Source organism: Pseudomonas sp. B21-031, from assembly GCF_024748985.1.
Taxonomy (GTDB): Bacteria; Pseudomonadota; Gammaproteobacteria; order Pseudomonadales; family Pseudomonadaceae; genus Aquipseudomonas; species Aquipseudomonas kermanshahensis.
The window spans coordinates 2,929,921-2,949,053 of sequence record NZ_CP087181.1; the positions used below are offsets into that span (position 1 = coordinate 2,929,921).

The following is a 19,133-nucleotide window of genomic DNA, read 5'->3' on the forward strand; positions in this document are numbered from 1 at the left end:
CGGGGGGAAATTTTGAACTCCCCTCACCGCACCCTCTCCCACCTGAAGAGCCCCCGCGATTCTTCAGGACCCCGCCATGGCCAAGCCCCTGCAGGAATACCAGAGCAAGCGTGACTTCAATGCCACGCCCGAGCCGAGCGGTAAACGTGGCCGGGGCCGGAAGCCTCATGCCCTGCAGTTCTGCATCCAGAAGCACGACGCCAGCCACCTGCACTACGACTTCCGCCTGGAGCTCGACGGCACGCTCAAGAGCTGGGCCATCCCCAAGGGCCCGTCGCTGGACCCGAAGGTGCGGCGCTTGGCCGTGCACGTCGAAGATCACCCGCTGGACTACGCCGATTTCGAGGGCAATATCCCCGAGGGCCATTACGGCGCGGGCGATGTGATTGTCTGGGACCGTGGCATTTGGGAGCCTGAAGGTGATGCGCAGCAGGCCTATGCCAAGGGCAAGCTGCGCTTTCGCCTGCAAGGCGAGAAGCTCAACGGCGTCTGGAACCTGTTCCGCACCCACCTGGCGGGCAAGAAAGAACAATGGATGCTGGTCAAGTCGCACGATGGCGAAGCCCGTAGCGAGGCCGATTACAGCATCGTCGAGGCCCAGCCCGACAGTGTGCTCAGCGAGCGCACCCTGGTCCCAAGGCGTAGCAAGCCTGCCGAAAAAGCGGCGCCGCGTACCCGCAAACGCAAGGCAGGCGCACAGAGCGCCCCCTTACCTGACACGCTGCAACCGCAACTGGCCACCTTGGTCGACTCGCCGCCCGCGGGCGACTGGCTGTACGAGGTCAAGTTCGATGGCTACCGGATTCTTGCGCGCATCGACGGCGATGACGTGCGTCTTTTTACCCGCAATGGCCACGATTGGAGCGCCAAGCTGCCCCATCAGCGAGAGGCACTGCGCACGCTTGGCCTCGACTCGGCCTGGTTGGACGGCGAGATGGTGGTCAATGACGAACACGGCGTGGCCGACTTCCAGGCCCTGCAGAACGCCTTTGACGTGGAGGACGATCAGCACATCCTCTACTACCTGTTCGACCTGCCCTTCCTGGGCGGCGAGGACCTACGCCAGTTACCGCTGCAAGCGCGGCGCAAAACCCTGCAGCAGTTGCTTGAACAGGCCGACTCGCAGTGGTTGAGGTTTTCCGAAGGTTTCGATCAGCCGGTCGACTCCCTGCTCGACAGCGCCTGCCGCATGAACCTGGAAGGCCTGATCGGCAAGCGCGCCGACAGCCCTTACACCGGGCGCCGCAGCGCCGACTGGGTCAAGCTCAAGTGCCAGCAACGCCAGGAGTTCGTGATTGTCGGCTACACCGACCCCAAGGGCAGCCGCAGCGGTTTTGGCGCCTTGCTGCTGGCCGTGCATGACGACAGCGGCGCGCTGCGCTATGCCGGCAAAGTCGGTACCGGGTTCAGTGCTGCCACCCTGGAAACCATTCATGCGCGACTGAAACCGTTGGAAACCCCCAAGCCGATGCTGAGCAAGCCGCCGACCGGCGCCGAAGCCCGGGGCGTGAACTGGCTCAAGCCGACGTTGCTGGCCGAAGTCGCCTATGCACAGATGACCCGAGACGGCGTGGTGCGCCATGCGGTTTTCCACGGCCTGCGCGATGACAAACCCGCGACCGCGATCGACCTGGAGCACGCCATGCCTGGTAAGTCCGTGGCCAAAACCAAGGCTCAGCACAAGCCCGAAGCGTTGGGCGAACTGCGCTTGACCCACCCTGACCGCGTCATCGACGCCACCCGCACCACCACCAAACGCCAAGTCGCCGAATACTATGCGCAGGTGAGCCAATGGATCCTGCCCCAGCTGAAAAACCGCCCCGTGGCGCTGGTCCGCGCGCCCGACGGCCTCGGTGGCGAGTTGTTCTTCCAGAAAAACGCTGGCCAGCTGCACATCCCCAACGTGGTCAGCTACGACAAGAAACAGGCCGGCCAGGCTGCCATGGTCATCAACCGCGCCGATACCCTGCTGGGCGCGGTGCAGATGAACATGCTCGAACTGCACACCTGGAACGCCACCGACAAGGACTTCGAAAAACCGGACCGCTTCGTGCTCGACCTGGACCCGGACCCAGCGCTGCCCTGGAAAGCCATGCTGGAGGCCACGCAGCTGACCTTGACCCTGCTCGACGAACTTGGCCTGAAGGTGTTCCTGAAGACCAGTGGTGGCAAGGGCATTCACATTGTCGTGCCGCTGACCCGAAAGGCGGGCTGGGACGAGGTGAAGGACTTCAGCCATGCGATCGTCGATTACCTGGCCAACCTGTTCCCTGATCGCCTCAGCGCTGTGTCGGGGCCGAAGAACCGGGTCGGGCGCATCTTCATCGACTATCTGCGCAATGGCAAAGGCGCCACCACCGCCTGTGCCTACTCCTTGCGCGCGCGGGAGGGCCTGCCGGTGTCCGTGCCGATCTGGCGTGAAGAGCTGGCCGGGCTCAAGGGTGCCAACCAATGGCACATCGGCAACCTGCACGAGCGCCTGGCCGAGGTGGACGACCCTTGGGCCGAGATGAGCAAGACCCGTCAATCGATCACTGCGCGCATGCGCAAACAGCTAGGGCTGGGCTGATGAGCATCATTCAGGACTTTGATTTGAACACCCTCGACCGCCTGTTGCGCACCTTCACCGAAAGGCCGCAGGCGCTGAACCTCGATACCCAACTGCCGGCGCTGATGCAGGCGCTGCAGGCCGACCACCTTGACCTGCTGCCCCTGCCCGGCCAGGGCAACACGTTGCGCCGCTGGCAGAGCCTGGCCCGCATTGCTGGCTGTGACATGGCTTTGGCCAAGCTTTACGAAGGCCATACCGATGCCTTGGCGATCCTGGCCGAATGTGGCGCCGCGCACCATGCGCAGGACGGCATCTGGGGTGTATGGGCGGCGGAACCGCCAGATGCCCGCGCACGTATCGTCGAGCGCCAGGGCGAGCAGGTGCGGCTTTCGGGCCGCAAGGCGTGGTGCTCGGGCGCCTTGCAAATCGACCGCGCCCTGATCACGGCATGGGGTGAAGACGACCAACCGCAGCTGGTGGCCATAGAGCTGTCGCACCCCAGCCAAGGCTTGCGTATCGAACAGTGGCAGGCGGTCGGCATGGCCATTACCGCGAGCGTCGAGGTCGAGTTCAACCATACCCCTGGTATCGCCATCGGCCGACCCGGGCAGTACCTCTCCAGACCCGGCTTTTGGCACGGTGGTGGGGGTATCGCGGCGTGCTGGTACGGCGGCGCTGAGGCCCTGGCGGACTACCTGCGCGAACACTGTCGCAACCCGCGACCAGACCCGCACGCTGACGCACACTTGGGGGCTGTGGACGCCGCCTTGTGCGGTGCCAGGGCGGCGCTGCGCGAGTGTGCGGGCTGGATCGACCGCCAGCCGGGCGCAGACGCCTGCTTCGAAGTGCGGCGTACCCGCGCACAGGTCGAGCAGGCCGTCGAGCACGTGATCCATCACGTGGGGCGCGCCTTGGGCGCCTCGCCGTTTTGCCGCAGCAGCCACTTTGCCCGGTTGAGTGCCGACTTGCCGGTGTTCCTACGCCAGAGCCACGCCGAACGTGACCTGGCCGCCCTCGGACAGCAGCTGGCTACCCTGCCGGCAGGAGCCTGGCAACTATGAACTTGATCGAGTCGAGTAGCGGTACCCCCTGGTCGGCCTGGCAGCACGCCGCGCACCTGGCCAGGGCCACCTGGATCGACCCAGGGCAGCTGTGCCCGCCTGGCCGCCGGCTTGTACTGGTCGCCCCGCACCCGGATGACGAAATTCTTATGGCGGGTGGTTTGCTGGCAGGCTTTCATGGGCGCGAGGACGACCTGGTGTTGGTCTCCGCTACCGATGGCGAGGGCAGCCATCCAGGCTCCAGCCACTGGACCGAGCACCGCTTGCGCAGGCAGCGGCCGCTGGAGAGCCGCCACGCCCTGCAACAGCTCGAACTTGACCTCAACCGGCTGGACTGGCGCAGGCTGCACCTCAAGGACGGCGCGCTGCCGCGCGACGAGGCGTTTCTGGTCAACCACCTGAGCCAGTTGCTCAAGCCTGACGACGTGCTGATGGCGACCTGGCGCAACGACGGCCACTGCGACCACGAGGCGGTGGGCAGGGCCGCCGCGCAAGCGGCAATGGCGCGCAAGGTGCAATTGGTGGAGGTGCCGGTCTGGGCCTGGCACTGGGCGCAACCGGACGACCCTCGCCTGCCCTGGCCACGGGCTCATCGCGTGCAGCTGGATGAAACCCGCCTGGCCCGCAAGCGCAAGGCCTTGGCCGCGCACACCAGCCAACTCGAGCCAGATGAAGGCCAACCGCCCGTGCTGCCAGCGAACTTGCAGGAGTGCCTGCTGCAGCCTTTCGAATTGGTGTTCTTGTAAAGGGAGTTGTCATGAGCCTTGACGCGCAGTATTTCGCCGACCTGTACGCCAGCAGCGAAGACCCTTGGGCCTTTCGCACCCGCTGGTACGAAAAGCGCAAGCGCGAGCTGGTCATGGCCAGCCTGCCCCGCCAATGCTATCAGCGCGTGTTCGAGCCTGCGTGCGCCAATGGCGAGCTGAGCGCCCTGCTGGCCGAGCGGTGTGCAGACCTGTTGTGCCAGGACTTGAACCCGACTGCCGTAGGCCTCGCGCGGGAACGCTTGGCCGAGGTCAGCCACGCCTCGGTCGAGCTCGGGAGGCTTCCGGGTGATTGGCCCGGTGGGCGCTTTGACCTGATCGTGCTGAGTGAGCTGGGTTACTACCTTGATCCCACCGATTGGTTGCAGGTGATCGAACAGTCAGCCGCCAGCTTGAGCTACGACGGCGGGCTGCTGGCCTGCCACTGGAAACACCCGATTGCGGGCTGCCCCCAGGACGGGCGTGAAGTGCATCGCATGCTGGGCAAGCATCTGTCGCTGTACCCCGTCTATCGCCATGAAGAAGCGGATTTTCTGCTCGAATACTGGTCCTGTCAGCCCAGCGTGGTCGACCTTGACGAGACCTGCCCATGATTGCCGTGGTCATACCCGCGCACAACGAAGCACGCCGCCTGGGTCGTTGCCTCAAGTCCGTGCGGGTGGCTGCAGACCAGGCCGAGTTGGCGGGCTATCAGGTCGAAATACTGGTGGTGCTGGACCGCTGCAGCGATGGTAGCGCGGCGGTTGCCAGGCGGCACCAGGTGCAGACATTGGAAGTGCATGCAGGCAATGTTGGCATAGCGCGCAGTGCCGGCGCGGCTCAGATGATCGAACAGGGCGCCAGCTGGCTGGCCTGTACCGATGCCGACAGCCAAGTGCCGCCGCATTGGTTGCTGTCGCAACTGGCGTGTGGTGCGGACGTGGTCTGTGGCACCGTGCATGTGGAGCGCTGGCAGCCCTGGCAGAAAGCCGCGCTGCGCCGGTTGTACCTGAACCATTACCAGGCGCGAGAGGGGCACCGGCATATCCACGGCGCCAACCTTGGAGTCAGTGCGCAGGCGTATTTGCGTATCGGAGGCTTCCAGCCGTTGCCGGCCCATGAAGATGTACAGCTGGTGCGCGACCTGGAGGCGCACGGTGCGCAGATCTCCTGGACGGCACGGCACAGCGTGGCGACCAGCAGCCGACGCGACAGCCGCGCCCGGGAAGGGTTTGGGGATTTCCTGGCAGGCCTTGAAGCCTCCCCCTCCTGAATCGCAGGCTTATAGCGCTCCCACAGGAGTGGGCTGCCGATACATAGATGGAAAGATCAAGAAGCCTTCCGGGTCCGCTTGGCAGGCTTCTTCTTGCCAGTGGCCCCACTCTTGCCCCCCAGGCTGCGCTTGAGCAACTCGGTAAGGTCGATGATATCGGCACTTTTCTCCGCACTCCCGCCCTCGCCCTTCTCGACCACGCTGATCTTGCCTTTACTGGCCTTTTCTTCCACCAGGTCCATGATCGTCTGGCGAAACGCATCGTGGTATTCATCCGGCTGCCACGGCCCGCTCATGTCCTCCACCAGCCGCTTGGCCATGTCCAGCTCACGCTTGTCCACTTTGGTGTCGGTCACGCTCTTGTCCAGCTCCAGCGTGTCCAGCCCTCGCACTTCCTCTGGCCAGCGCAAGGTGATCATCACCAGTGCATCGTCCAGCGGGCGCAGCAGCGTCAGGTGCTGACGGGTATGCAACACCACCGTGGCCAAGGCCACCTTGCCGGTACTCGCCAGGGTTTCGCGCAGCAGCGCGTAAACCTTGCCGCCACGGCGGTCGGGGGCCAGGTAATACGGGGTATCGAAATGCTGAAGGGGGATTTCGCTGGCGTCGACGAACGAGAAAATATCAATGGTCTGGGTCGCTTCAGGCCGGGCCGTGCGGATCTCCTCCTCGCTGATCACCACATAGCGGCCTTTTTCATACTCCACACCTTTGACGATGTGCTCCTTGTCGATTTCCTTGCCTGTGACCTTGTTGACCCGCTTATACCCGACCGGCTCCATGCTGCGCTTGTCGAGCCAGTCGAAATCGACCCGCTCGGTGCGCACAGCGGTATTGAGCGAGACAGGGATGTGCACCAGCCCAAAGCTGATCGCGCCTTTCCAGATTGCCCTAGCCATCGTTAATCACCTCCCGCCAGGCCCCGCGTCTATCGGGGCTTCTACTGAAAGTGACTGCGGCGCGCCGGGAAGGTTTAGTCAGGCTGCCCTGCGGCGGGCAGCGCCGCTTTATTAGCTGAACAATACGCGCTTGAAGGCTTCGGCGGCCAGGTGCACCTGCACCGACCAGTCGTCTGCCGCGTCGCTGCCGGCATCGTCTGAAATGTACTTGAGGCAGACGAACGGAATGCCTTCGTCACGGGCGATCAGGGCCAGCACATAGGCTTCCATGTCGACGATATCGTAAGGTGCCTCGCCGTGGCTGACTTCGAAACTGTCACCACTGCCGCAGGTACCCAGGGCGAGCCCGGGGATTTCTTCGCCGTGTTCCAGCAGCACCGGGATATCAGACAGCGGTGTCTCGTAGCGGGCGAAGCCCAAAGGCGTGACGTCCATGTCGCGCTGCACGAAACGGGTACAGCACACGACCTCGCCCTTGCCATAGCGCTGACTGCCGGCAGAGCCCAGGTTGACGATCAACTTGGGCTTGCGCTGGGCAATGGCCTTGGTCAGTGCGATGGCGGCATTGACCTTGCCGATGCCGGTGAACACGGTGTTCACGTCGGCGAACACAGCGCCCGCCTCTGCCTCGAGGGCGAAGACAAAAAGCGTGTCGGTCGGGGTGATCTGGGGAAATTGCTTGATCAGCATCATGGCGCAGGACGTTCCGAGTGGCTGCAAAGGGCGCGGCCATTTTCGGTCAACCCTGTCTAATTGCAACCCCAGCCGTTGGCAATGCGGCGTTTCCTTGCGTCACCACCTGCTCGACCACGGCCTGTAAAGCGTGTGCTGCGCTTTGCCCATCGGCGTGTGCGCGCTCCAGGCAGTGCAATTGCCGGTCCGCGCTGGTGCCCTCGCGCAGAATGCCGTGGGCATGCTGGAAGGCGCGTTCGGCGTCGACAGTGTCGACCGGAAACTGGCCCTGCAACTGCCCAAGCCAGCCTTGCGCCGTGACCGGCTGCTGCGCATCGGCACCGATGAATTGGCCATGGCGCCCATAGCGCATGGCTCGCCAGTAGTTTTCCTGTGCGACCCAGCGCAGTTCGCGATTGAAGGGACTGCGTTCATGCCTTGGCTGCAGGCTGTGCTCGACCAAGTGGCGAAACACGCCGGCAATGCTCAACGCGTCCTCTAGGCAAGGGCAACCATCGCAGATGCGCAACTCGACTGTCGGAAAGCGCTGCGAAGGCCTGATCGCCCACCAGAAATCACCCTTTTCTGCCAGTGAGCCGGTCCTTTGCAGCAAGGCTCGGTAGCGCTCGTAGGCGGGCCAATCAGCTAATGGCTCTGGCAGCCCCATGTGCGGCCACTCGCCACAAATGACCCGCCGGTAGCTCATGTAGCCGGTCGCCTGGCCCAGCCATAAGGGTGACGATGTGCTGAGCACCAGTAGCAACGGTAACCAGGGCACCAGGCGATTGATCAGTTGCATGCGATCGCAGTCAGCCGGTACGCCTACGTGCACGTGCAAACCGTTGAGCAGGCTGCGCCGTGCCACATGCCGGTAGTCGTCGAACAGCTGGCGGTAGTGTGCCGAGGCTGGCGGCTTATGCCGGAACCAAGGTGCATTGGGGTGGCTGGCTGCGCCATACAGGCCCATACCGTGCGCCGCCAGCACGTCGGTCAGCCGCTGCCGCGCATGCATGAAGAATTCCCGTGCCTCGTACAGATTCGAAAACACCGGCGAGGCGACTTCTATCTGGCTGCGAAACATCTCCTGCACAAAGTACGGCCCCACTGCCTCTCGGCAGTGTCTTACCAGGCTGGGCGGCGGCATCGCTGGGGCTTTGCCAGTGGCAAGGTCCACCAACAAATACTCCTCTTCGATGCCGAACGTGCAAGGCCGCGGCATAGGCCTTCAGCCGTTGCGCGTGACAGTGAGCGCTACGGCGGCAATGCGCTCCACCTGTTCATAGCCGGGCTCGGCCAGTTGCTCGCCGAACACATCGGGGTCGATTTCCCGGTAGATCCAGGACCACTCTGGGCTCGCCAGACGTAAACGAACAGCTTCAAGCAAGGCATCGCGGCCTTCGACCATCGCAACACCGGTGTAGAGCAGCAAGGTGCCCCGCGCACTCAAGCGCTCCAGCGCCTGCTCGACGATACGCAGTGACAGCGCTTCGCCCAGCGCACCACCGCCGTGGCGGTAGGTGCGCGCGCTGAGGTCCAGCATGTAGGGAGGATTGGCGACAATCAGGTCAAAACGGCCGGTCGTGCCATCGAGCAGATCACTGGCGGCCACCGACACGTTGTTGATACCCGCCAATGCGGCATTGATGGCGGTGTAGCGTAGCGCAAGCGGATTGATGTCCACCGCGCTGACCTGCGCATGCTGTGCGGCACGCGCGATGATCAAGGCGCCCACGCCGGTACCGCAACCGATGTCGACCGCATGCTCCACCCGAGACAAGCGGTGTTGCAGGTGATCGTGGATGACCTGGGCAAAGCGGTAACTGTCGGGGCCGAAGAAGACTGCGTCACTGGCATGAGTCGGGTAAGCCGAATGGACCAGCAGCAGGTCGTTCAGGCTTGACCAGCGCACCGTGCTGGCCATCAGCTCGCCGCGTCGCGTCAGCACCTGCGCGCACTCCAACTGGTGTAGTAGGTCAGCAGGCATCAGCGAAGGCGCGAAGGGTCGGCTCCAGCCGAACACATCGCGCATGTTCGTCGCCTGCCTGGCGCCATCGCGGGCATTGTTGCGCGCATGGGTGGCCGGGCTGACGCAGGTAAAGCGGTAGCCTTCGGCACGCAAGCGCATGCCGACTCCCAGCAATGCCTGGTCCGCCTGGCCTTGAGGCGAGTCGAGCCGCATCACTGGCATCCCTCTTGAATCAGGCCGGTTGCGCGGATGAAGGCTTGAGTAGCCTGCAAACCTTCCGGCAACGCGTGACGGTTACCGGACATCCGCTCCACAAGGGTGGCAAGCCCTTCTGGGGCGATGCTGGCGATCGGTACTTCGCTCAAAGCTGAAGGTGTATCCCAACTGCCAGGCACGACACGGCGGGTCGTGGCCTGCCAGTCGTCAGCGATCCAGTCATGCCATAACTGCTTCTCGTACGCCGTGAACACCCCAAACATGGCCGCCGTTGGCCCCTCGATCAGCTTCCACCAGCGGCTATTCGCCGGGTTCTCGCCGCGCCGAATCCAGCCCTGGGCCTGCAGGGCGCCAACAAATGCCGGGATGGCGCCGGGCTCAGCCAGCCATTGATTGATGGTACGTTGCTGCAAGCGGCAATGATCGGAGTGCATGAACTGACCATACTGGCGCTTGCACTCCAGGGCCGCGAACAGCTGCGCTTGGAGGTCAAACTGGCTGACCAGGGTGGCAGCCGAGATGCCCAGGTCGTTCAGGCGGTAACCCCGCCGCACCCGCTGATAGAACGCCTGTGGGTCTTCTGCGGGGCACAGTGGGTGCAACGCTTGGATAGACAACTGCGCGTGACCACTGGCAGCGTTGTCGATGGTCACGTGCAGCTGGAAGTAGTGGCCATCGATACCCAACTCCGCCAGCTCGTAGGTAGTGATCAGCAAATGCAGCGGCGGTTGTTCGTAGCCAAGGTTGTAGCCCAGCACTTCGGGCAGAAATTCGTCGCAGTTCTGCCCCAAGGCCAGTTGCACGGCACCTTGCAGATAACGGTCGTCATCCAGTGGCGGCCGTTCCAGGCAGCCGAGGCGGCTGAGCAGCCTTTGGTAGATCAATACATGGTTACAGCGCGGGTCGCCATTGCCCAGTTCTTCCAGGTAAGTGCGGATCAGCCCGTGGTAACGCGGGTCTTGCCAATGCTGCAGCGTGCCGTGCAACCAGGCCCCGTCCACGGCCTTGGTCGGCGCAATTTGCTGGAGGAACCACAACGCATGGGCGCGGTTGCTGAAAAACTGGCGTGGCCCACCTTGATGACGCTGCTGGAGATATTCGGCGTAGGCCTTGGCCACCTCAGCGGCATGCTGGGCGCTCCAGGCAGACAGCTGTGAAGGGTTGGCCGGCAGGTCGTCAGGGCACTGCTCGACGCGGGCGATCTGTTCATTAAGCCACGCAGCGCTGGTGGCGTCGTGGCCTTGCAATAGGGTCTGATACCGGTGCTGCAGGCTATGGCTTGGGGTCATAGACCTTTCATGAGTAACGGTCTTGCAGGTCATCACCGTCATGCCGTGCGCCTCTGAATGCAGTGCCAGGTCGCCCTGGCACTGCGGATCCCTCGGTTACAAACGACGGTTACGAACGACCGCCTTTGCGGCTGGTGTCGTGAGGCATGTTGCCCCCGAAGACTGGCCGCCTTTACGCCCGGCTTCGGACGCTTTTTCACGGTCGTTGGCGAAGTTGCCTGGGTTCTTGCTGCCGCCTTGGCTGCCTTCCTTGCCTTGGGTGCCGGTGCGGCTGTTCTCTTTGTTAGCCATGGTCTTCAAGCCTCGTATGACTTCAGGATGCACGGCACTGGGCCGTACATAGCTTCGGAGTTCGGCAATATCGAGGGATTCGTTTTATTGCCGCACGTTCGGACCGGTGGCGTTAAATAAGGGAAGGTTACGTATTTGGTGCGCCAAGCGACCGCCCGCCTCACTCGGCATCGGGTGCATCGAGCCGCGCCTGGCGGCGACCCAGCCAGGCGCCGGTGCCGGCCCAGCCCAGCGCGATCGCCGCGCCAATCAGCATCGCCAACTGCGGGTGCTCCGCGATCACATCCAGTGCCCGCTTGAGCCAGCCGCTGAGGGCGTCACCGCCGCGGTAGACCACCGTGTCGATGAAGTTCTTGGCTTTGTACTTGTCTTCTGCCGACAAAACGGTGAAGAGCATCTCCCGCCCCGGCCGGACCAGCGCATATTCACCGGCCCGGCGCACCACCATCACCACCACGAAGGCGGCGAACACCGGCGCCACTGCCAGCCAGACAAAGCCTGCGGCCATGATCAACGGCACCGCCACCAGCAATACGCCCACGCCCATCCTTCGCGCCAGGCGCCCGGTCAGAAACACCTGCGTGAGTATCGCCAAGGCCTGGACCACGGTGTCGATCAGGCCGAACACCTGGGTTTGCCGGGTGCGGTCGGTGAAGGTCTCGCTGACGATACGTGCCTGTTCGAAGTACAGGAACGTGCTGACACTGGCCAGCAGCACCACGAACAGCGCGATGCCCAACAGGTAAGGAGCGCGCAGCACGGCAGTAGCCCCCGCGAACGGGTTGCCACCCAACGGCTTGGACGTCGAGCGCTGCAGATAGGCCGGCAGCGGATGACGGTCTCGCCAGCGCTGCAAAAACAAGGCAGCGCCGGTGCTGCCTAGCAAACATAGCCCGGCCAGTACCAGCAGGCCTGCATGCCCCAGCGGGCCCACCAGCAACGTACCCAGGACCGGCCCGCAGAGGCCGCCCAGGCTGGCACCCGCTGCCAGCAGGCCAAACAAGCGTTTGCCTTGTTCGGTGGCAAACAGGTCGGCCAGCACGCTCCAGGCCAGTGAAATGGTCAGCAAGTTGAACACCGACAGCCAGATATAGAAGGCGCGCGCATTCCATACATCGTCCGGGGCCTGGGCAAACAGCACCGCGAACAGCAGCAGATTGCTGGTGAAGAACCCGTAGGTCCAGGGCAGGATATGCCGTCGCCGCACCTTGGATGCCAGCCAGCCGAACAGCGGCAGGCATACCAGGGTGGCGACGAAGGTGCCGGTGAACAGCCACTGCAGGTTATCCACGCCACCGGCCACGCCCATGGTCTCGCGCACCGGGCGCAGCATGAAGTAGCCGGTGAACAGCAAGTAGAACAACAACAGGCCAGCAACCACCGCCGGCCCTTCGCCTGGTTGTATGTTCAGCCCTTGGTCCAACCGTCGCCGCCAGCCTTGCATAGTGTCAGCCGAACTGTTCGATCAGCGCCTGTTGCTGCGCCTGGCTGAGCAACGGTGTATGCCCGGCCTTGAGCTGGTCAAGCTGGCGATCAGGCCGGCTGGTGGCGGGAATGACCGTGGTCACTGCCGGATGGCTGATGGCGAACTTCAGAAACAGCTGTGCCCAGCTGCCGATACCTACTTCCGACGCCCAGCCAGGCAACGCTTGGTCCTTGACCCGGGCAAACAGCCGGCCGTCATCGAACGCCCGGTTGATCAGCACCGCGACGCCCTTGTCTTGGCACAATGGCAGCAGCTCACGCGCGGCCTGTGGGGCGTTGACCGAGTAGTTGATCTGAATGAAGTCGAGCGGTTCGCTACGTACGATCCTGGCCACTTCATCCTGGCCGCTGTTCAGGTAATGGGTGATGCCGACGTAGCGGGTCTTGCCCTGCTGCTTGAGTTCGCGGGCGTAGGGCAGTTGGGTCTGCCAATCACGCAGGTTGTGGATCTGCAGCAAGTCGACTTTGTCGGTGCGCAAGCTGCGCAGGCTGCCTTGCCACTGCGCTTGTGCGTCAGCCTGGCTATCGGCGGCAATCTTGGTGGCTAGAAAGCACTGCTTGTGCCAGCCGCCCTCTTCCAGCAACTGGCCCAGAATGCTGTCGGCACCCCCGTAGTTGGGCGAAGTGTCAATGACCCTGCCGCCACCTTCGAAGAAGGCCTTGAGCACCGTGGCGAGCTGCTGGTACTGAGGCGAGCCGGCCTCGACCTCGAAGCTGCCTGAGGTGCCGGCACCGATGACCGGCAAGGCCTCGCCGGTGGAAGGGATAGTGCGCGTCAGCAGGCCACTCGCTGCCCCAGCGTGCAGCCAAGGGCTTGCGGCCAGCAACCCCAAGGCTGCTCCGGCGCGTAGGACATCACGACGTGCATACATGGAAAAGCCCCCGTCATGAACCGGAAACTTTCAAGGCTAGCCGCTCTACCCCGCCTCGGCGAGTGATTCTGTATCTGGATGTTAGCGATCAGGCCTGCAACAGCAGGCGCAGGTCCAGGCCGGTTTCACCCATCGGCGGGCACCAGTAATAACCACCGGTCAGTGGCCGGCTGAAACGGTAGAGGCCGTCGATAATGCCGTCTTCCAGGCCGCTCATGCGCCGCAGTTGCACTTCGAAGGCATCGAAGCTGTGGCCCAGCGCCACGAAGGCAAGGCCAGCACCACGGGCGTCAGCCCAGGCGACCGAGCGACGGACCATGAACGCCTCAGGTTCGAAGCTTTCCTGGGCGGTGCGTTTGACGTGCGCGGACGCGGGGGCGTCGTCGAGCTCTTCGTTGTCGCTGAGGCGGCGGCCGATGATGTTGTCCTGGTCCGCCTGGGGCAGCGCCTTGAAGTACTCCAAGTCATGCTTCCACAGTTGAAACGCGGCAAAGCTGGAACCGTTGAGGCCAGGGTGTGCGTCGTCAACGATGGCGGCTTGCACGGCGTCTTCGTCCACCGGGTTCTCGGTGCCGTCTTCATAGCCGGTCAGGTCGTGGCCCCCCCGGTGCAAAAAACCATCGACGCTGTCTGCCAGGCGCAACGCCGGTGCCAGCGCGTGTTCCAGGGCCTGGGCCCGCAGCAGCAGGTCGCCACGCTCGTTACCGCGCAGCCACAGCCACAGGGCGTGCTGGGTGCTGGGGTTCTCCACGGCGGCGTCCAGCAGTGGGAAGGCACGCAAACCCGGCACGTCACGGCCCAAGGCCTTGGCCAGGGTCGCGCCAACGCCCAGGATCAACTGTTGGCCGTCGACCTGCGGCAGCAAGGCGTCGAGTGCGGCGGGCAGCGCTTCGGGCGAGTGCAGCGTGAAGAACAGGTGGCGGGCATGGGCCGGCACCGGCGTGGCAAGCAGACCTTGCTGAAACGGCATGACAGGCTAATCCTCGGTAAAAGCGCGCATGCTACTGCGCCGGGACGCCCATCGCAACGCGGCAGGCAGACGCTGCGCACGGTGCACTCGGTAACAAAAGGTTACCAAGAGGTGGCGCTTTGCAATTAGCTATCACTACAGTGCCACCTACACTCCTCGGAATCCTTTGTGCGACTCCCTGATCCGAGAGCCCCTTCATGACTGCCTCGCCCCTGCTCACCGCATTTCTGCCCCTGGCCCTGGGCATCATCATGCTCGGCCTTGGGCTGTCGCTGACCCTGGCTGATTTCGCCCGTGTGGTGAAGTACCCCAAGCCTGTGGTGATTGGCCTGGTCTGCCAGATCCTGTTGCTGCCGCTGGTGTGCTTCCTGATCGCCAACGGCTTTGGCCTGGAGTCTGCCCTGGCGGTGGGGCTGATGCTGCTGGCGGCCTCGCCGGGGGGGACCACGGCCAATCTGTTCAGCCACCTGGCTCACGGCGATGTGGCATTGAACATCACCTTGACGGCGGTCAACTCGTTGATTGCGATCCTCACCATGCCGCTGCTGGTGAACCTGTCGCTGGGCTGGTTCATGGCCTCGGACCAGGCCATCCCGCTGCAGTTTGCCAAGGTGTTGCAGGTGTTCGCGATTGTCCTGCTGCCGGTGGCGCTGGGCATGTTGATCCGCCACTTTGCCCCGCGCTTTGCCGCACGCATGGAAAAGCCGATGAAGCTGGTGGCGGCGCTGTTTCTGGCTTTCACCATCATCCTCGCGCTGGCCAAGGACTGGCAGACGGTGGTCGAGTACGCCCCCGTGGTAGGCCTGGCGGCCCTGTTGTTCAACGTGCTGAGCCTGACCGTAGGCTACTGGGTGCCCCGGCTGTTGAAGATTCCCAAGCGCCAGGCCATCGCTATCGGCATGGAAATCGGCATCCACAACGGTACCCTGGCGATCGCGCTGGCCTTGAGCCCTTCGTTGCTGAACAACGCCACCATGGCGGTGCCAGCGGCGCTGTACAGCCTGATCATGTTCTTCACGGCGGCAGGGTTTGGCTGGTGGGTGAGCCGCGGGCACGTGGCAGAAACCGTTGAGGCCGAGGGCAACGCGGTCAACTGACCGCAGTGACGGTCAGGGCCGCTCGCGCCGGTCGCGCAACTGGCGCTTGAGCACTGCAAGGGGCGGAGCGTAGAAAAAGCCGAACGACACGCTGCCTTGACGGCCTTTGACCGCATGGTGAAGCCGATGGGCGCGATGCAGGCGCTTGAGGTAGCGGCTGACTGGCCGCGGTTTTTTCGGCCAGTGGCGATGAAAGAACCCGTCGTGGGCCAGCACATACAACAGGCCGTACCCGGCCACGCCCCCACCCACCCACTGCAAGGGGGCGTACCCGGCTTTACCCAGCGCCACCAGGCCGGCGGCGATCAGCCCCAGCGCAAGCAGGTAAATGTCATTGGTCTCGAGCATGCCCAGGTGTGGCTCATGGTGCGAGCGGTGCAGCCACCAGCCCCAGCCATGCATGATGTACTTGTGCGCCAGTGTGCCGACACCCTCCATGGCCACCAGTGTGCCGAGCAGCACGGCGAGATTGAACAGCATGTAACGGGTCCGGGTGATCGCAAGGGAAGGCGCAAGGTTACCGACTACCCGCCTATTTTTCCATGCAGGCGTGACGGGCTGTAGGCACTTTCCTGATGAAGCCCTTGTCATGTTTTTACCCTTGACCTCGCCTATCTCGGGGCGTAAGGTCCGCGACGCAATTTCGCATCCCCAAACAGGAGTCCTGCATTGGACAGTAGCCCCAGTCGCTTGCGACAGGCCCACTTGGCGAGCTAGTCCGGCAGTGCCCTGCCACTGTCTCGCCGTCATGGCTTGATGGTGGATTTCTTCAGCCCCTGTGGCTGCAGCTTCCTCTTTTCTTCCTTCTGTGGTCCTGCGCATTTTCTGGTTATTCAACCACGCCAACACCCGATGGCGTTCATGCGGGCGTGTGCCCGTGGAAGAGGTTTGCTATGGATTGGAAAGTCTTTCTGCTGCGCGTCAGCATCGCCCTGCTGCTGGGTGCCCTGATCGGCGCCGAGCGTCAACTGCGTCAACGCCTTACTGGCTTGCGTACCAATGCGCTGGTCAGTACCGGCGCTTGCCTGTTCGTACTGATGACCCAGGCTGTACCGGGCATGGCCCCCAACGACGCCTCGCGCGTGGCTGCTTATGTGGTGTCGGGGATCGGCTTTCTTGGGGGCGGCGTGATCATGCGCGACGGTTTCAACGTGCGCGGCCTGAACACTGCCGCCACGCTGTGGTGCACGGCGGCCGTTGGCGTACTGTGCAGCCTTGGGCTGCTGCTGGAAGCGACCCTGGGCAGCCTGGCCGTGTTGTGCGCCAACATCCTGCTGCGCGACATCGCCCAGCGCCTGGACCGCCAGGACATTGTCCCGGCCACTGAAGTGGAGCAACGCTTCGAAGTGCGAGTCGTGTGCCGTGCCGAGGATGAAATCCAGGTCCGCAGCCTGATGTTGCACAGCCTCGGCGACCCGGAGCTGCGCCTGCAATCGCTGCACAGCGAGGACCTACCCAACCCGGCACGCCTTGAAGTACGCGCCGAACTGCTGGGCAACCCGCAGGCACCGGCGCAGTTGGAACGGCTGGTCAGCCGGGTGAGCCTGGAAAAAGGTGTAAGCTCGGTGCGCTGGCAGTTGCAGCCGCAAGAGGTGGCGGCAGACTGACGCCTACCCACCCAGCCAACGGATTACAGGACTCGACTGTGCACATACGCCCTACCCTCACCCGCGATATCCCCAGGCTGGCCGAGGTCGAGCGTTCAGCCGCCCAGGCTTTCGCCCAACTGCCGGCGCTGGCGTGGCTGGCACAAGGCGATGTGCTGGACAGCGCAGCGCATCAAGGATTCGTCGATGCAGGCGCAAGCTGGCTGGCGGAGGGTGACGCCGGGCAGATCCTAGGCTTTGTGTGCGCACGGCGGGAGCAACAGGCATTGCACATTCATGAAATTTCCGTGCGCCGGGAGGCTCAAGGGCGAGGGATCGGGCGCCTGCTGCTGAATCAACTGGTCGATGCGGCGCAAGCAGCAGGCGTTCGGGAGCTGACCTTGACCACCTTTATCGACGTGCCCTGGAATGCACCTTTCTATGCACGCTATGGGTTTGAGGCTATTAATGAAGGCCAGCTGTGCACGCGGCTGTGCGACATTCTGGCCAACGAACGCGTTCAAGGGTTTGTCGGGCGTTGTGCAATGCGCCTGCCTTGCTCGCCCTTGATAGGCGATCATGGGTCTACACCCGCCGCGGTATTGTTCGCCACGCAGTAACCGTCCCGCCCCTGCCGCTTGGCCTGGTACAACGCGCTATCTGCCGCCGCCATCAGGCGCTCGGGCGTCATGGCTTGCCGAGCCGGGTCGCCGATCGCAATGCCGGCACTAAACGACACCCGCCCCAATGGGCTGCCGCCGTGTTCGATTATAGGGCGGCGCAACACCTGCTGTATTTCTTGCACGACAAGCTCGGCACCCGGCCCATCGGTGTCGGGCATCAATAGCGTGAACTCCTCACCCCCGAAGCGCACCGCCAGGTCTGCCGGGCGCTTCAGCGCCTGTTGCAGCAGCTCGGCGAAACGCCGCAGGCACTGGTCGCCGGCAAGGTGCCCGTAACGGTCGTTGTAAGCCTTGAAGTAGTCGAGGTCGAGCATCACCAGCGCTACCGGGTAACCTTGCCGTCGAGCCCGCCGCACCTCGGGCTCGAACACTGCATCCAGCCGCCGGCGGTTGCCAAGCCCAGTCAGGCTGTCGGTCAAGGCCAGGGATTTCAGCGTCTGGTGCGCCTGGTGCAAGGCGCGCTCTATCACAATACGTTCGCGCAGTTGGCGCAAGACCACCCCGCCGAACGCTGCCAACCCCACCAGCAATAGCAACAGCACAGCCACTGATTTGATCGCGTCGTGCCGCCAGGGCGCCACAATGGATTCCCGCGACAGGCCAGCCTCTACCACCAACGGGTAACTCGACAGCGCCCGGTATGCATACAGGCGAGGCGTGCCATCGACTACTGCCACTGCTTCGACAAGCCCTTCATTGGCGTAGGGCAAGTGATTGCGAAAGACGTCACTGTTGGCCAAGGTCCGCCCAACCACCCTCGAAACGAACGGGCGACGGACCAAAATCGTGCCGTCACGCTTGGCCAGCACCAGCGCGCCACGCTCGTCGATCTTGAAATCGCCGTAATAGCGCACGAACCAGTCCACTTTGATCGTGCCCAACAGCACCCCGGCAAAATGCCCGTCGGGGTATTCCAGACGCCGCGAGATGGGAATGATCAAGTCGCCGGTCGAGCGGCTGCGCACCACCGAACCGATGCGTACCTGCCGGTCACGATGATTACGGTGGTAAACGAAATAGTCGCGGTCAGCATTGTTGAGGTTGGGCGGTAGGGTCGCCTGGTCGGTAACCAGCCAGCGGCCATCCGCGCCATACACGAACAGCCCGTGCAGCTGCGGCATGAGCGCTTTTTGTCGCGCGAGCAACGCCTGCAGGCGCGGGCGATTCATATGATCGAGACCGTCGCCCTCCAGGCGTTCGGCCAGGGACGCAGTGACGACATCCACTTGGCGAATGGCATCCTCGGCATGTTGCGCCGTCGCCCTAGCCAGGTTGGTCACCATGTTTTCGGCATTGCCGAACGCGTGACGGTAATCACGCCAGATACGCCAGCCTTCCACCATCACGAAGGCCAGCATCACCACCACCATGAATGCCAGGACCTGGCGGAACAACGCCACGGCGCGGCCTTCGCCCGCTAGCGCAAGGTGCCCATCGTCATCCTGTTTCCTGGCTGCGCACATCCTATTCCCTTGTTGT

Annotated in this window: 18 protein-coding genes and 1 pseudogene; 8 read left to right on the forward strand and 11 right to left on the reverse strand. The window is 63.5% G+C overall.

Going from position 1 to position 19,133, the window contains the following annotated elements:
• The first annotated feature begins 76 nt into the window (after window positions 1-76).
• Genes ligD through LOY53_RS13025 form a run of 5 tightly spaced genes read left to right on the forward strand, consistent with a single transcriptional unit; the run spans window position 77 to window position 5,628 of the window.
• Complete coding sequence (gene ligD, locus LOY53_RS13005) at window positions 77-2,569, forward strand: DNA ligase D (protein ID WP_252824148.1); 2,493 nt, start codon at window positions 77-79, stop codon at window positions 2,567-2,569.
• On the forward strand, window positions 2,569-3,612 hold the full coding sequence (locus LOY53_RS13010; RefSeq protein WP_027593210.1) for an acyl-CoA dehydrogenase family protein: 1,044 nt from the start codon (window positions 2,569-2,571) through the stop codon (window positions 3,610-3,612). Before ligD ends, LOY53_RS13010 begins: the two co-directional genes overlap by 1 nt.
• Window positions 3,609-4,358, forward strand: a complete 750-nt coding sequence (locus LOY53_RS13015) for a PIG-L deacetylase family protein (RefSeq protein WP_252824149.1) — start codon at window positions 3,609-3,611, stop codon at window positions 4,356-4,358. Before LOY53_RS13010 ends, LOY53_RS13015 begins: the two co-directional genes overlap by 4 nt.
• A gap of 11 nt (window positions 4,359-4,369) precedes the next feature.
• The gene (locus tag LOY53_RS13020) at window positions 4,370-4,969 is read left to right on the forward strand and encodes a bifunctional 2-polyprenyl-6-hydroxyphenol methylase/3-demethylubiquinol 3-O-methyltransferase UbiG (protein WP_252824150.1); all 600 of its coding nucleotides are present in this window, start codon (window positions 4,370-4,372) and stop codon (window positions 4,967-4,969) included.
• A complete protein-coding gene (locus LOY53_RS13025; protein WP_252824151.1) occupies window positions 4,966-5,628 on the forward strand; it encodes a glycosyltransferase family 2 protein in 663 nt (220 codons plus the stop codon). The genes LOY53_RS13020 and LOY53_RS13025 overlap by 4 nt, the downstream gene beginning before the upstream one ends.
• Window positions 5,629-5,684: 56 nt before the next feature.
• Here the strand turns inward: LOY53_RS13025 and LOY53_RS13030 are convergent, their stop codons facing one another.
• From LOY53_RS13030 to LOY53_RS13070, 9 genes and pseudogenes are all read right to left on the reverse strand, one after another.
• Complete coding sequence (locus LOY53_RS13030) at window positions 5,685-6,527, reverse strand: Ku protein (RefSeq protein WP_252824152.1); 843 nt, start codon at window positions 6,525-6,527, stop codon at window positions 5,685-5,687.
• 111 nt (window positions 6,528-6,638) lie between these two features.
• A complete protein-coding gene (locus LOY53_RS13035) occupies window positions 6,639-7,220 on the reverse strand; it encodes a nucleosidase (RefSeq protein ID WP_252824153.1) in 582 nt (193 codons plus the stop codon).
• 46 nt (window positions 7,221-7,266) lie between these two features.
• Window positions 7,267-8,418: a carboxylate-amine ligase gene (locus LOY53_RS13040; RefSeq protein ID WP_252824154.1), complete on the reverse strand. Its 1,152-nt coding sequence runs from the start codon at window positions 8,416-8,418 to the stop codon at window positions 7,267-7,269.
• A gap of 6 nt (window positions 8,419-8,424) precedes the next feature.
• Entirely contained in the window at window positions 8,425-9,378 is a 954-nt protein-coding gene (locus LOY53_RS13045; RefSeq protein ID WP_252824155.1) for a class I SAM-dependent methyltransferase, read from the reverse strand.
• Window positions 9,378-10,712, reverse strand: a complete 1,335-nt coding sequence (locus LOY53_RS13050) for an iron-containing redox enzyme family protein (RefSeq protein ID WP_252824157.1) — start codon at window positions 10,710-10,712, stop codon at window positions 9,378-9,380. The genes LOY53_RS13045 and LOY53_RS13050 overlap by 1 nt, the downstream gene beginning before the upstream one ends.
• 54 nt (window positions 10,713-10,766) lie before the next feature.
• Window positions 10,767-10,898, reverse strand: a pseudogene (locus LOY53_RS13055) (general stress protein); the annotation flags it as partial.
• A 223-nt stretch (window positions 10,899-11,121) separates the two neighbouring features.
• Window positions 11,122-12,405, reverse strand: a complete 1,284-nt coding sequence (locus LOY53_RS13060; RefSeq protein WP_252824159.1) for an NTP/NDP exchange transporter — start codon at window positions 12,403-12,405, stop codon at window positions 11,122-11,124.
• 4 nt (window positions 12,406-12,409) lie between these two features.
• A complete protein-coding gene (locus LOY53_RS13065) occupies window positions 12,410-13,318 on the reverse strand; it encodes an aldo/keto reductase (RefSeq protein ID WP_252824161.1) in 909 nt (302 codons plus the stop codon).
• An 88-nt stretch (window positions 13,319-13,406) separates the two neighbouring features.
• Window positions 13,407-14,288 (reverse strand): Dyp-type peroxidase, encoded by an 882-nt coding sequence (locus LOY53_RS13070; RefSeq protein ID WP_258704135.1) that lies wholly within the window; start codon window positions 14,286-14,288, stop codon window positions 13,407-13,409.
• A gap of 197 nt (window positions 14,289-14,485) precedes the next feature.
• Between LOY53_RS13070 and LOY53_RS13075 the strand changes: the two genes are divergently transcribed.
• Complete coding sequence (locus LOY53_RS13075; RefSeq protein ID WP_099429371.1) at window positions 14,486-15,385, forward strand: bile acid:sodium symporter family protein; 900 nt, start codon at window positions 14,486-14,488, stop codon at window positions 15,383-15,385.
• A gap of 12 nt (window positions 15,386-15,397) precedes the next feature.
• Here the strand turns inward: LOY53_RS13075 and LOY53_RS13080 are convergent, their stop codons facing one another.
• Window positions 15,398-15,865, reverse strand: coding sequence for a sterol desaturase family protein (locus LOY53_RS13080; protein WP_027593197.1), 468 nt, complete (start codon window positions 15,863-15,865; stop codon window positions 15,398-15,400).
• Between the two features lie 413 nt (window positions 15,866-16,278).
• Between LOY53_RS13080 and LOY53_RS13085 the strand changes: the two genes are divergently transcribed.
• A complete protein-coding gene (locus tag LOY53_RS13085; protein ID WP_099429372.1) occupies window positions 16,279-16,992 on the forward strand; it encodes an MgtC/SapB family protein in 714 nt (237 codons plus the stop codon).
• 38 nt (window positions 16,993-17,030) lie between these two features.
• Window positions 17,031-17,591 (forward strand): GNAT family N-acetyltransferase, encoded by a 561-nt coding sequence (locus LOY53_RS13090; RefSeq protein WP_252824167.1) that lies wholly within the window; start codon window positions 17,031-17,033, stop codon window positions 17,589-17,591.
• On the opposite strand, the gene LOY53_RS13095 is transcribed toward LOY53_RS13090, so the two are convergent.
• Window positions 17,549-19,117 carry a sensor domain-containing diguanylate cyclase gene (locus LOY53_RS13095; RefSeq protein ID WP_252824169.1) on the reverse strand — a complete coding sequence of 523 codons (1,569 nt, stop codon included), beginning with the start codon at window positions 19,115-19,117 and terminating at the stop codon, window positions 17,549-17,551. The two genes, LOY53_RS13090 and LOY53_RS13095, sit on opposite strands and share 43 nt — an antisense overlap.
• Between the last annotated feature and the right edge of the window lie 16 nt (window positions 19,118-19,133).

What these genes read in the sequence shown, in the direction of transcription:
- ligD (WP_252824148.1), top strand. Translation starts at nt 77, where the DNA reads ATGGCCAAGCCCCTGCAGGAATACCAGAGCAAGCGTGACTTCAATGCC.
- LOY53_RS13010 (WP_027593210.1), top strand. Translation starts at nt 2,569, where the DNA reads ATGAGCATCATTCAGGACTTTGATTTGAACACCCTCGACCGCCTGTTG.
- LOY53_RS13015 (WP_252824149.1), top strand. Translation starts at nt 3,609, where the DNA reads ATGAACTTGATCGAGTCGAGTAGCGGTACCCCCTGGTCGGCCTGGCAG.
- LOY53_RS13020 (WP_252824150.1), top strand. Translation starts at nt 4,370, where the DNA reads ATGAGCCTTGACGCGCAGTATTTCGCCGACCTGTACGCCAGCAGCGAA.
- LOY53_RS13025 (WP_252824151.1), top strand. Translation starts at nt 4,966, where the DNA reads ATGATTGCCGTGGTCATACCCGCGCACAACGAAGCACGCCGCCTGGGT.
- LOY53_RS13030 (WP_252824152.1), bottom strand. Translation starts at nt 6,527, where the DNA reads ATGGCTAGGGCAATCTGGAAAGGCGCGATCAGCTTTGGGCTGGTGCAC.
- LOY53_RS13035 (WP_252824153.1), bottom strand. Translation starts at nt 7,220, where the DNA reads ATGATGCTGATCAAGCAATTTCCCCAGATCACCCCGACCGACACGCTT.
- LOY53_RS13040 (WP_252824154.1), bottom strand. Translation starts at nt 8,418, where the DNA reads ATGCCGCGGCCTTGCACGTTCGGCATCGAAGAGGAGTATTTGTTGGTG.
- LOY53_RS13045 (WP_252824155.1), bottom strand. Translation starts at nt 9,378, where the DNA reads ATGCGGCTCGACTCGCCTCAAGGCCAGGCGGACCAGGCATTGCTGGGA.
- LOY53_RS13050 (WP_252824157.1), bottom strand. Translation starts at nt 10,712, where the DNA reads ATGACGGTGATGACCTGCAAGACCGTTACTCATGAAAGGTCTATGACC.
- LOY53_RS13060 (WP_252824159.1), bottom strand. Translation starts at nt 12,405, where the DNA reads ATGCAAGGCTGGCGGCGACGGTTGGACCAAGGGCTGAACATACAACCA.
- LOY53_RS13065 (WP_252824161.1), bottom strand. Translation starts at nt 13,318, where the DNA reads ATGTATGCACGTCGTGATGTCCTACGCGCCGGAGCAGCCTTGGGGTTG.
- LOY53_RS13070 (WP_258704135.1), bottom strand. Translation starts at nt 14,288, where the DNA reads ATGCCGTTTCAGCAAGGTCTGCTTGCCACGCCGGTGCCGGCCCATGCC.
- LOY53_RS13075 (WP_099429371.1), top strand. Translation starts at nt 14,486, where the DNA reads ATGACTGCCTCGCCCCTGCTCACCGCATTTCTGCCCCTGGCCCTGGGC.
- LOY53_RS13080 (WP_027593197.1), bottom strand. Translation starts at nt 15,865, where the DNA reads ATGCTGTTCAATCTCGCCGTGCTGCTCGGCACACTGGTGGCCATGGAG.
- LOY53_RS13085 (WP_099429372.1), top strand. Translation starts at nt 16,279, where the DNA reads ATGGATTGGAAAGTCTTTCTGCTGCGCGTCAGCATCGCCCTGCTGCTG.
- LOY53_RS13095 (WP_252824169.1), bottom strand. Translation starts at nt 19,117, where the DNA reads ATGTGCGCAGCCAGGAAACAGGATGACGATGGGCACCTTGCGCTAGCG.